Origin of the sequence: uncultured Actinomyces sp. (assembly GCA_900541895.1) — a bacterium.
Classification (GTDB): domain Bacteria; phylum Actinomycetota; class Actinomycetes; order Actinomycetales; family Actinomycetaceae; genus Pauljensenia.
On sequence record UWSI01000042.1, the window covers coordinates 1 to 12,663 of the forward strand.

The 12,663-nt window shown below is 55.0% G+C and carries 8 protein-coding genes; 3 read left to right on the top strand and 5 right to left on the bottom strand.

Annotated features, from left to right (window positions below):
• Positions 1–269: 269 nt before the first annotated feature.
• From QZR18_RS07875 to gatC, 4 genes are all read right to left on the bottom strand, one after another.
• Positions 270–1,697: an NADP-dependent malic enzyme gene (locus QZR18_RS07875; protein ID WP_295910876.1), complete on the bottom strand. Its 1,428-nt coding sequence runs from the start codon at positions 1,695–1,697 to the stop codon at positions 270–272.
• Between the two features lie 229 nt (positions 1,698–1,926).
• Positions 1,927–3,423, bottom strand: a complete 1,497-nt coding sequence (gatB, locus tag QZR18_RS07880; protein WP_178704625.1) for an Asp-tRNA(Asn)/Glu-tRNA(Gln) amidotransferase subunit GatB — start codon at positions 3,421–3,423, stop codon at positions 1,927–1,929.
• On the bottom strand, positions 3,423–4,928 hold the full coding sequence (gatA, locus tag QZR18_RS07885; RefSeq protein ID WP_178704622.1) for an Asp-tRNA(Asn)/Glu-tRNA(Gln) amidotransferase subunit GatA: 1,506 nt from the start codon (positions 4,926–4,928) through the stop codon (positions 3,423–3,425). The genes gatB and gatA overlap by 1 nt, the downstream gene beginning before the upstream one ends.
• Positions 4,928–5,224: an Asp-tRNA(Asn)/Glu-tRNA(Gln) amidotransferase subunit GatC gene (gatC, locus tag QZR18_RS07890; RefSeq protein ID WP_019127204.1), complete on the bottom strand. Its 297-nt coding sequence runs from the start codon at positions 5,222–5,224 to the stop codon at positions 4,928–4,930. Before gatC ends, gatA begins: the two co-directional genes overlap by 1 nt.
• 76 nt (positions 5,225–5,300) lie before the next feature.
• On the opposite strand from gatC, the gene QZR18_RS07895 reads away from it, so the two are divergent.
• Positions 5,301–6,563, top strand: coding sequence for a phosphatidylserine/phosphatidylglycerophosphate/cardiolipin synthase family protein (locus tag QZR18_RS07895; RefSeq protein WP_178704619.1), 1,263 nt, complete (start codon positions 5,301–5,303; stop codon positions 6,561–6,563).
• On the opposite strand, the gene ligA is transcribed toward QZR18_RS07895, so the two are convergent.
• A complete protein-coding gene (gene ligA, locus QZR18_RS07900) occupies positions 6,560–8,887 on the bottom strand; it encodes an NAD-dependent DNA ligase LigA (RefSeq protein ID WP_178704616.1) in 2,328 nt (775 codons plus the stop codon). The two genes, QZR18_RS07895 and ligA, sit on opposite strands and share 4 nt — an antisense overlap.
• 255 nt (positions 8,888–9,142) lie before the next feature.
• Here ligA and QZR18_RS07905 point away from each other — a divergent pair, with 255 nt between their 5' ends.
• On the top strand, positions 9,143–12,244 hold the full coding sequence (locus QZR18_RS07905) for an FtsK/SpoIIIE domain-containing protein (protein WP_295910880.1): 3,102 nt from the start codon (positions 9,143–9,145) through the stop codon (positions 12,242–12,244).
• Positions 12,245–12,388: 144 nt separating this feature from the next.
• Positions 12,389–12,637, top strand: a complete 249-nt coding sequence (locus tag QZR18_RS07910; RefSeq protein ID WP_178704613.1) for a WhiB family transcriptional regulator — start codon at positions 12,389–12,391, stop codon at positions 12,635–12,637.
• The last annotated feature ends 26 nt before the right edge of the window (positions 12,638–12,663 follow it).

Sequence of the window (12,663 nt, forward strand, 5' to 3'; positions counted from 1 at the left end):
ATCTACACACCCAACCCCCACCACGTCAAACCAAAACCACGTGAACCAGCACACAAAAGCTAGTGATAGCGCCATTTCTGATTGAACAGCCAGCAAACATTCATCTAAAAACGGCTAAATCCCAATGCGATACATGCGTATATCAACAAAAGCAGGACCTGCCTCACAAAGAGGCAGGTCCTGCGATTTATGGTTTAAGCGGATGTTTTCAGAGAGGCGCTACGCTACCAAAGCGCGCTGACTTTCCTAAAAATGCCACTCCCGCTTACTCAGCGAGCATCCATGTGCTCTTGAACGGGGATGTCAATGGTCGGAAGGTCGTGGACCGCCTGACGCACTGCCTTCGAGACTGCACCGGGGACGGCCTCGTTGAAAACACCGGGGATGATGTAGTTCGGCGAAAGCTCGTCGGGGCTAATCACATCGGCAATTGCGTTTGCAGCGACGCGAAGAACCTCGGTTGTAATCTCCTTGACCTTTGCATCCAGGAGCCCACGGAATAGACCGGGGAAGGCCAGAACATTGTTGATCTGGTTCGGGTAATCGCTACGACCGGTCGCAACGATTGACGCATACTGGGCAGCTGCAATCGGATCGACCTCGGGAGTCGGATTTGCAAGAGCAAAAACGATTGCACCCTGAGCCATCTTCGCAATATCCGAAGGCTCCAAGATGTTTCCGTGGGAGACACCAATGAAGACATCGGCATCAACAATGCCTTCCTTCAGGCTGCCATGCACCATGCGCGGGTTCGTATTCTGCGCCAACCATGCACGTGAGGGGTGCATGCCCTCAACATCATCACCTGCAAGCGCGCCAGTACGACCGTAGCCAACAATGTCGCGCGCACCTTGAGCCAGCAGGAGCTTGATGATTGCGGAACCCGCTGCACCAACGCCGGAGACGACGATGCGCACGTCCTCGATCTTCTTGTTCACGAGCTTGAGTGCATTGATCAGTGCTGCCAGCACAACGATTGCCGTACCGTGCTGATCATCGTGGAAAACCGGGATATCAAGCTCTGCACGCAGACGCTCTTCAATTTCGAAGCAGCGGGGAGCAGAAATGTCCTCGAGGTTGATTCCGCCATATGCGGGCGCGATTGCCTTAACAATCGAGATGATTTCTTCAGTGTCCTTGGTATCAAGGACAACGGGCCATGCATCGACATCACCGAACTGCTTGAACAGGACAGCCTTGCCTTCCATCACGGGAAGAGCAGCTTCAGGGCCGATATCGCCCAAACCAAGAACCGCGGTGCCATCCGAGACAACGGCGACAGAATTGGCCTTCATGGTCAACAGGTGGGCCTTAGAAGGCGTGTCATGAATCGCCGTGCAGACACGCGCAACACCGGGGGTGTATGCACGAGAAAGATCGTCGCGGTTACGCAGAGGAACCTTGGGCTTAACCTCGATCTTGCCGCCGACGTGAGCCATGAAGGTCTGGTCTGCCACGGAAGAAGTATGTACGCCTTCAAGACCATCGAGAACTTGTTCAACCTCGCGGCGATGTTCGGAATCACGCATGTCGCAGGTGAGGTCAATAACGATGCGACCACGGTCAGAATCGGCAACATCAAGGCCTTTAATCTGAGCACCGGTAGCAGAAACGGCATCCACGATCTGCGAAACCGAAAGGTTGGCTTCGTCGACTTCAAGACGGTAGGACGCGGTGTATGACGGAGAAGTACGCATTGGTCACCTTTGCATATCCGATTGTTTTGAGGAGAGCCGACAAGGACTCCTCCCCCATCGTAGCTGCGCCGGTGCGTGGGTGCAGCAGTGTCCATTTTGAGCCAATTTTTCGAGGCCGTGGTATGAAGTCCACTTTCCTCGCTCCCCCGTGCTCCTCGGTCTTCGACAGGCATGGAAAGGGCCCGGTCTGCACAGCAGACCGGGCCACGGGCGTTAAATCAACGAAAGATCAAGCGCCAACCATTTCCATAATGAGTTCGCGAACGCGGGCGGCATCTGCCTGACCACGAGTAGCCTTCATCACCGCACCAACAAGGGCGCCAGCAGCCTGAACCTTGCCACCCTTGATCTTCTCGACGATATCGGGGTTCGCGTCCAATGCTTCCTGAACGGCCGCAGTAAGTGCGCCGTCGTCAGAAACAACTTCAAGTCCGCGTGCAGCAACGACCTGCTCGGGATCGCCTTCACCCGCAAGGACGCCTTCCAGGACTTGGCGAGCAAGCTTGTCGGTCAGACGACCGCTATCCACCAAAGACTGGAGCTGTGCGATTTGCGCCGGAGAAACCGGTAGATCCTCAAGCGCAACCTGCTTGTCCTTCGAGTAACGAGCCAGTTCACCCATCCACCACTTACGTGCAGCTGCGGGATCGGTCCCAGCTTCGACGGTTGCCTCGATGAGTTCAAGCGCACCCGCGTTGATGACGTCACGCATTTCCTTATCAGCAAAACCCCATTGCTCGCGCAGACGGCGCCTCTTGGCGACCGGAAGCTCAGGCAGGGATTGACGCAGGGATTCAACCCATTCCTTAGAGGGAACGACCGGGACAAGATCCGGTTCGGGGAAGTAGCGGTAGTCTTCTGCATCGGACTTTTCGCGACCAGACGAGGTCGTTCCGTCTTCCTCGTGGAAGTGGCGGGTTTCCTGAAGCACTGATCCACCGTCAGCCAAGATCTGCGCTTGTCGCTGAATCTCGAAACGAACGGCGTTCGCGATACCCCTGAAAGAGTTCACGTTCTTGGTTTCGGTTCGAGTCCCCAAAGGAGAGCTCGGGGTCGGACGCAGAGAAACGTTGATATCGGCTCGGACATTTCCGCGCTCCATGCGTGCCTCAGACACGCCAAGAGTACGGAAGATATCACGCAGTGCCTGAACGTATGCAGCGGCAACCTCAGGTGCCCGCTCCCCTGCTCCTTCAATAGGACGGGTCACGATCTCAACCAGGGGAACACCCGCTCGGTTGTAGTCAACCAGCGAGTGGTCCGCACCCTGAATACGACCATCTGCGCCACCGATGTGAGTGTTCTTTCCGGCATCTTCTTCCATGTGTGCGCGCTCAATCTGAACGCGGAACATAGTGCCATCCTCGAGCTCAACGTCCACATAGCCGTCATAAGCAATGGGCTCATCTGACTGTGAGGTCTGGAAAGCTTTCGTCAGGTCCGGGTAGAAGTAGTTCTTACGCGCGAAACGGCAGCTCTTGGCAATTGAACAATTCAATGCGAGGCCGATCTTGATCGCGTATTCGACTGCCTGGTGATTGACCACGGGGAGCGAGCCGGGAAGACCAAGCGACACGGGGGTCACGTAGGTATTCGGATCGCCACCGAAGGCGTTGGGGGCGGCATCGAACATCTTGGTCGCGGTACCCAACTCAACGTGAACTTCAATTCCGAGAACCGGATCGAAGGAAGCGGTAGCCTCCTGGTAATCCATCAGCTCAGTCATCACTTTTCCTCCCACTGCGCTGCGGGGCAGTTACCCGCGATATCGCCACTGAGTTGCTCAACGAGGCTTGCGACTTCATACATCTTGAGGTCGTGGTGAGCCGGAGCAAGAATCTGGAATCCAACGGGAAGTCCCTCGGCACTGACGGCGTTTGGAACACTCATCGCAGGAATTCCGGCCAGGTTTGCAGGGATGGTTGCGATGTCATTGAGGTACATCGCCATGGGATCATCCATCTTCTCTCCGAAACGGAATGCCGTTGTCGGACAGGTCGGCGAAACCAGAACATCGACCTCTTCAAAGACACGCGCAAAGTCGCGCTGAATCAGGGTACGAACCTTCTGCGCACTTCCGTAGTAGGCGTCGAAGAAGCCCGCCGATAGGACGTGAGTGCCCAAGATAATACGGCGCTTCACTTCATCGCCGAAACCGGCTTCACGAGTCGCAGCCATAACGCGTTCGGCGGTAACAGGGCCTTCGCTGGGCTCGATGCGAATGCCATAACGCATACCGTCGAAACGCGCCAAGTTCGAGGAAACCTCAGCCGGCATAATCAGGTAGTAGGCAGCAAGAGCGTAATCGAAGCTCGGGCAGGAAACCTCAACGATTTCAGCACCGGCGGCACGCAACTTCTCAACGGTCGCGTTGAAGGCCTCGAGAACATCATCTTGGTAGCCCTCACCGGAGAGTTCGCGGACAACGCCAACGCGCAGCCCCTCAATCTTCCCGTCCTTAGCAACCCGAGTAACACTTTCAGAGAGTGCAGGAACCGGCTCATTCAGGGACGTCGAATCGTGGGGATCGTAGCCACCAATCACCTCGGTCAGTGCGGCCGCATCCTCAACCGTGCGGGTGACCGGGCCAATCTGGTCCAGCGACGAGGCCATAGCGATCAGTCCGTAACGTGAAACTGCGCCGTATGTGGGCTTTGCCCCCACGGTTCCCGTCACAGCACCGGGCTGACGGATCGAACCACCGGTATCAGAGCCCAAAGCCAGCGGCGCCATGAAGGATGCAACAGCAGCAGCGGAGCCACCTCCGGAGCCGCCGGGGATACGATCAAGATCCCACGGGTTTCCGGTACGGCCGTAAGCGGAGTGCTCGGTCGACGAGCCCATAGCGAACTCGTCCATGTTGGTCTTACCCAAGATCGGCATTCCAGCCTTGTGCAGAAGCTCGACGACGGTTGCATCGTAGGGAGGAAGCCATCCCTCAAGGATCTTCGACGCACAGGTCGTGGGAACGCCTCGGGTCACCATGTTGTCCTTGACCGCAATAGGCACGCCTGCCAGGCGAGGCAATTCTTCCCCAGCGGCACGACGCGCATCCACGTCGGCAGCAGTTGCAAGAGCACCCTCACGATCGACATACAGGAAGGCGTGGACCTTGGGGTCAATCGCATCGATGCGATCCAAGCACGCCTGAGTGAGCTCAACAGAAGTGATTTCACCGCTATGCAGCAGGTCAGCAAGCTCGCAGGCGGACTTCTTCAACAACGGATTCATCAGTCCTCCTCCAAAATCTGCGGAACCAAGAACATTCCGTCTTCTTGCGCGGGGGCCTGCGCCAAAACCTCGTCGCGGTCAAGCGTTGGGCCAACGACGTCTTCACGCCACACATTCGACAGCGGAATGGGGTGCGAGGTCGCGGGCACATCCGGGGTTGCAACCTCGGAGACCTTTGCAACGGCCTCGGTAATAACGTCTAACTCACCAGCAATTCTGGTGATTTCTTCCGGTGTAAGTGCAATTCGAGCCAATCCCGCCACACGGGTGACCTCATCAGTACTGATCCTTGCCATAACAAGGATGATACCCGCCCGGGCCGCACCTCTCATACCATGCCCATCGTTGGCAACTTTTGAGTAGGCTTAAAACATGTCTCATCATCGACCGTCTTTTTCTTCGCGCACCCTCAAGGCACTGAAAATTACCGGCGCAGCGCTTGTGGGTGCCCAGGCAGCGGCACTGATCGGCATCCATATCGTTGATAGGCTCCGTAAAGACCGCATTCCGCAGGTCGCGGGCGGTTTCCCAACTCTTCCTCCCTTAGACACCGAAGTTGATGGGACGAGTGTTCGCACCTATACCGAGGGCACCTCTCTTTATGAGGACATGCTTGAAGCGATCACCTCGGCAGAGGACTACATTTTCTTCGAATCGTATATTTGGCGCGCAGATGCATGGGGTAAACGTTTCAAATCGGCACTCCTCGCCGCCGCACAGCGCGGGGTTGACGTCCACATCGTCTACGACGGCTTTGCCGTCATGAACCAAGACCCACTCTTTTACGTCTTCCCAAAGACTCCCCACCTCTACATCCGCCGTTTCCCTGAAATCCGTTCGGGAATGTTCACCTTCAATCTGCGTAAAACCGGTCGAGATCACCGCAAGATCATGGTCGTCGACGACCGCGTCGCCTTCGTCGGCGGGTACAACATTGGTGATCCTTTTGCCCTCGAATGGCGTGATACCCACGTGCGCGTAACAGGGGAAGCAGTTGCAGAGCTGAAGTACGGCTTCATTGACTTCTGGAATCACTTCAAGCGTCGCGGACAACCTAAACTTCCGCGCAGTCGGGCCCCCAGATGGGCCAGCGATGTATCACTGGCCTTCAACCAGCCTTCACGCCTGCTCTACCCCGTTCGCGGCCTCTACATCGACGCAATCGATCGGGCGCAGCACTCAATTCGTATCACCAGTGCGTATTTCATCCCTGACCGCGAGATTTTCGAATCCCTGGTACACGCAGCACGCCGAGGTGTCCGGGTGCAGATTCTGATCCCCGAGTATTCCAACCACATCCTCGCTGACTGGGTTGCACGTCCCTATCACGGCCCACTGTTGAAGGAAGGGGTGGAAATCTGGCTGTACCAGGATGCAATGATCCACTCCAAGACCATGACGATTGACGGAGTCTGGTCAACTGTCGGAACCGCAAATATCGACAGGCTTTCCCTGCAGGGCAACTACGAAGTCAATGTCCAGTTCCGTTCGCAAGCCTTCGCAGCGACGATGGACCGGATCTTTGACCTTGACCTGACCAATGCGCGCAAACTTGCCTTCGAGGAATGGGAAGAACGCTCGATACTCACCCGAATTTCCGAGCGTCTTCTACACCCCTTCGAATTTATCGTTTAGTCATCGAGGGCGGCCAGTCCACGCTCAAGCACCCGCTCAAAATACTTTTCATCAACGACGGGCACTCCCAGGGCCTCGGCCTTTGCGGCTTTCGATCCCGCGCCGGGCCCTGCGATGACCAGCGACGTCTTCTTTGATACCGATCCCGAGGCCTTTCCTCCTCGGGCGACGATCGCTTCCTTCGCGCCTTCTCGCGTGTAGCCAGGCATTGCTCCTGAAACGACGATCGTTAGTCCTTCAAGGGTCTGTTCAATATCCTCGCGAGCTTCATCTTCCATACGGACTCCCGCAGCTTGCCAGGCACGAACGATTTCCACATGCCAATCTACATCGAACCATTCCCGCAAAGATTGAGCGATTACTTGGCCAACACCATCGACTTCTGCCAATTGTTCGACAGAAGCCTCCATTAAGAGATCCATCGAGGGGAAGGTCATCGCCAGAGCGGAGGCAGCAGTTGGCCCAACATGGCGAATCGAAAGCGCAACCAGAATGCGTGCAAGTGGACGCTCTTTTGCGGCCTCAATCTGCTCTAGCATCATCTGTGTATTCTTTGAAGGAGTACTCTCAAGCAAGGTATAGACTCCGCTATTTCCCTTCTGTTTCCATGCCTTAGTCCAAAAATACCGAACCTGCATCCAGTCACCGGTTTCTTGGCCCTCCTTGGTCACAGGCTTCCAGACCATGACATCGCGCAGTCGTTCAGCGTCGAGGCTGAAAACATCACTTTCTGAGGACAAAACAGGCTTTTGGACAGAAGGTAGAAGAGCCTCGGCATCACCGATCAGTTCACCATGCGTCAATTCAGCAGTCTTTTCCATGCGCAGTGCGGTCCCATTTTCCAAGAAAACAGTCTGTCCTGCCGCGAGCGCGGCGGCTACCTCATCGCGATTGGCCTCGGGCTGGGTAAGGGCAAGCGCGGCCTCGTCCCCAAGTCCTTCGATGTCCAGGGCGGAGCGGGCACCCAAGTGGGCAATCCGCTCGGTAATTTGTGCAGGGCACCCCGCTTGGTTTGGGCAACGAAGATCCACATCCCCTTCCTTCTGGGGAGCCAGCTTCGTCCCGCACGAAGGACAGTTTTCCGGCATGACGAAGGGATACTCACTGCCATCGCGGGCGGCGACTACGGGGGCGACGATCTCGGGGATAACATCCCCAGCTTTCCGCAAAACAACAAGGTCACCAATCAGAACGCCTTTTCGTGCAACTTCACTAGCGTTGTGCAAGGTTGCTCGTGAGACGTGGGAACCGGCAACGAGGATACGCTCCATGACGCCGTACGGTGTCACGCGCCCGGTACGACCCACTTGGACTCGAATATCAAGGAGACGGGTATTAACCTCTTCCGGTGGGAATTTATAGGCGGCGGCCCAACGCGGAGCACGCGAGGTCGTACCCAAACTTGCCTGAATCGCACGATCATTAATCTTGACGACGACCCCATCGATCTCATGTTCCAAAGAGTGTCGTTGAGCGCCCAATTCACCGATACGCTTCTCAATGGCCTCGCGACCACGAAGGAGCTTGGTGTGAGGAGAGACCGGCATTCCCCAATTTTTCAGGCACTCAAACCATCCAGATAAGGTATCGGGCTCCGTGAAGCCACTATCTCCGGCTTCGACAAAACCAATGCCGTGCGCCAACATCGCAAGAGGACGTTCAGCGGTTTTCTTCCAGTCTTTTTGACGCAAAGAACCCGCAGCGGCATTACGCGCGTTCACAAAGGGCGCCTCACCCGTGCGGACGCGCTCAGCATTAAGAGATTCAAAATCCTTCGTTGGAAAGTAGACCTCACCGCGGATTTCAACGCGAGCGGGAACCAAGCCTTTCAAACGATGAGGAATACACGAAATTGTCGAGACGTTAGCGGTGACATCTTCACCAACCCATCCATCGCCTCGCGTCGCTGCGCGGTTGAGTACTCCATTTTCATAGAGCAAGTTGATGGCAAGACCGTCAATCTTCACTTCGGTGAGCATGTCCAGATCGCTACGGCCCGTGTCGTTAGCCATTCGGGTTTCCCAAGCTGCAAGCTCTTCCAAAGAGAAAACATCGTCCAGGCTGGTCATCTGCTGGAGGTGTTCGACGGGAGCAAAAGCTTGCGAAGCCACACCTCCAACCTGAGTGGTGGGAGAATCTGCACTGCGATACTGCGGGTATTGTGCTTCAAAATCTTCGAGTTCGCGGTAGAGCTTGTCATACTCTGCATCCGACAAAACAGGAGCATCACGGTTGTAGTACGCCGCTCGGGCATCATCAACTTCCTGAATGAGTTGATGGTAGCGGTCAACTAGCTGGCGTTCCTCTTCACTCATGCTTGTCATTGTGTCATCTCCATTCAGGGTGCGCTTGTTCCCCACACGAAGATGTTCTTGTTGGTCCTCCTCTTCTTGTTGGCCTTCCTCTTTTTGTTGGTGCTCCACAGGTTGGACGGAGCATCGGCGATTTCCACAGCTTCGTACTTTCGTGAGCATGAGCACGACGACTGTCAAAGGCTGAAGGGTGTAAAGAAAGTGGCCTCACGCAACCGCACAGTTCACGTGCTTACACAGGGATGTTTTTGGGAGGTGAACACACACGTGGGAGATTCCCCCTTGGCGCCAACGCTTCTTCAAGCTGCCCTTCGCTCCTCGTGGCATTTTGCCTGCGTGAGCGGGCCAAACATTGGACTTATTATTTCTCCCCTGGGGTGCCCTCAAGAATTTCCAGCACAGATACAGATCTTCACCGATCGCCGAGGCCGCGAGCGCATACGTTTCCTTCTCGACAGTGAGGATGCGCGAATATGGATTCGCGCATCGGTTTTCACACCGTGGCGACGCCTACGTCCAAATCGTGTATATACCCCCGTCAGAGGTTTGCAACTCAAAGTAGCTGGCCGATCTGCCACTGACTATTACCAGTTGCGCCAACGGCCGCGTGATCTTTCTTTTCCTTCTTCTTCCCGCAATTCAAGGCACCTACCTACGATGTCCTTCATTGGCATTGTTCCGCTTCTACTTTTCATGGCGTTTCGCATGTTCGTCATGGGGGCCTACGGCGGCATGTCGCTTCTTCTATTTGCCCTTCCCCTCATCAGCATGTCAATCATCGGGATAGTAGTCATGAAACGACGAAAACCCAGGCATCGCATTGACGCAGCGAGGCTTGCACTTCTTCTTGAAGCTGCAGCTCCTTCCATCTCAGAGTCTTCGCCCCTTCTGGTCTATCCCAACCAAATTGGGCGCGGGAGGGGTCACGCGGTTTCTCGCGCTGGCGGGGAAACGTATCTTGGTTTTCTTGGCCCCGAGGCCAAGTTAAGTGCTTTGTGGTGCGCGGCGCAGCTAGCGGCACAGTTGGGAGGAGCACGGGTAGCCGAAGGCTCCGATGAGCTTATCGATATCGGAAGGCGGAAATCTCTTGGCCAGGGTTCCATTCATTCCGGCCCCTGTCGTATAAGCATCAGACTTCACGCTCCGGGTGAAGATGAAACCGGGGACGAGGACATTCACCTTGCCTGGGCACAGCATTTCAGTGAACTTCCAACGTGGTGTCACGCAGTAATACCCGCTTCCCGAGTACCGGTGTCTTTGGCGTGGTGGAAGATGCTGGGTAGAGACGCACTAACTGGTTCTATTCCCGAACACGTCGGTTTCGATGAACTTCCATTTGAAGTAATCGATAGCGATGAGGGGTTACGGACACCGATTGGGAAAGACACCTCAGGAATTGTCGACATCGACCTCGTCAAGCACGGACCTCATGCCCTTATTGCTGGCACGACAGGTAGCGGAAAGTCAGAGGCACTTCGAACGTGGCTTCTTGGATTGTGCACAAGCTACTCCCCTTCACGCCTCCGCTTGGTTTTGGTGGATTACAAAGGCGGGTCTGCCCTTTCTCCCCTTGCTGTACTCCCCCATACTGAAACCGTTTTGACCGACCTTAACCTCGGCCATTCCTCGCGCGCTCTCAGAGGTCTCGCGTCATGCATTGCGACGCGAGAAGCACAATTTGCGCAATACGCAGTCAAGGACCTCTCACAGTGGCGTGAACGTTTTCTTCAAGGGGGTGCGCCTCCCCCGCCTCCACGGATCCTCATCGTTATTGATGAATTCCAAGTTCTTGCCGATCTACATCCAGAAACCCTCGAAACCTTCTCAAGGCTCGCGGCTCAGGGGCGTTCTCTCGGTTTGCATTTGATCTATGCGACCCAGCATCCCGGTGCTTCGATCAACGCTCACATGCGCGCTAACACAGAACTACGGATTGCACTGCGGAGCATCTCTGATTCTGATTCACACAGCGTCATCGGCAACGCAGAGGCTGCGCACCTTCCTCGTATTCCTGGCAGAGCATTGCTCGGTTCCGGAAAGCCTGTCCAATTTGCGTATTGCAGGAATATCGAGCAGATCATCGCTTCTATTTCGAAGAACCAGTCAGCTTCCATTGGAGCGCCCTTGTGGTGTCCTTCTTTACCCTCTCAGCTCACGCGTGGCGATCTCGATCAGCTGCACTCTTCAGAACGGGGCATACACATTGGGCTCATCGACGGGATCGAAAATGGCGCACACCGATGTCTTACGTGGCAACACGGAAATATCCTGATGAGCGGTTCTGGGAGTTCGACAAGCAAGCTTGCTTTACTTGCCCGTTCATGCGCCACGACCTTGAGCGATTCATTGGGCTTCCCCCTTTGCGGAGTGTCGATTGATTCGGGCACTGAGCATTCGAGCGCAACTTCACCCGACTACCTGATACGTGACATCGTGGATTTTGGGGTCCTCTGCGAAGACCTTTGCCATCGCGCTCCTTGTATTGTCTGGCTCGAGGATATCGAAGGGACTCTGCATATGTTGGAAGAATGCTTGGGAGTGCTTCGCGCTCATGATCTGTGGGGTCAGTTCACTCGCTCATGCGATGGAGTCAACATTGTTCTCATTGCCAGCGATGTTTCAGGCCGATTCAGCTCACGCACGCTTTTTGGTTCCTATGAGCACATTTGGTATGAGGTTCCCAATCCCCAAATTGTGGAAAGTTGTCCAACAATCCGGGGAGCCGAGTGTACAGATTCGCCCGCTCAACTTTGGAGCAGTGCTCACAAGTCTTTACTCTGCTTATGCACCGACTCAGTGAAGCCGTCTTTACCGTTGAGCATCCCATCGTGGAATCAGATACTTCACGCCTGTCAGGGGCAATTAGGCAATGCAGCATCCCGGCAGCTGAACTCTTGCTCTTCTTTTCCTTTGGCCGTACTCGATGCATACGCTTTATCCCAACAAAGACCGCGCTTCCCGATTACCCCAGCAACGCCCGAATCTAGAGTTGCTTCACTTACCAAAACCAACCCTGACATGCGAATTCATTCGTATATCATTCGTTACGGCGCACAATTAAAACGGTTCTTATTTTCTGAAAAAAATTGCACATTTATCGGAGAAGATAATTCGGCATTAATTGACGCTCTTCGAGCAATAAATGCAGGTTGCCACATTCACCATTTCGAACACTCACAGTGGATGAGAGCACTCGAAAACCGCACCGAACTGCTACTTTTTGCGAATCCACCCAAAGAGGCGCTGCGATTCATCGCCCAGAATTGCCAGAGTTTTCCCAGTTCTTTATATGCACATTCTTGGAATTCTTATTCCGGGGTAATTGTTCATCATGGCGTTGCTGGGCGTTTCGTCCTGAGTTTTAAATAACGTGACGTCTTACACACCAATTTGTGTTTTTTGTGACCTCTTGACTCTTGATATACACGCGCTAATCCCCGAAACTAAGGACGGTTGTTTTGTTCGGTGCGGTCATACCTTGCCTGCACTTATGCTCTTGAAGGAGTGCCCATAATGGATTGGCGAAGTAAAGCCGCATGTCTCAGCGTCGACCCAGAACTCTTTTTCCCGATCGGGAATACGGGTCCGGCCATCGCACAGGCGACTGAAGCCAAGGCGGTTTGTCGCGAATGCGCAGTTCAAGCAATCTGCCTGCAGTGGGCACTCGACAACAATCAGGACTCTGGCGTTTGGGGAGGAATGAGCGAAGAGGAACGCCGTTCCCTCAAGCGCCGCGCAGCGCGCGCCCGTCGCATGTCCTGAGAATTGCCTGCACACATGAGTGGTGG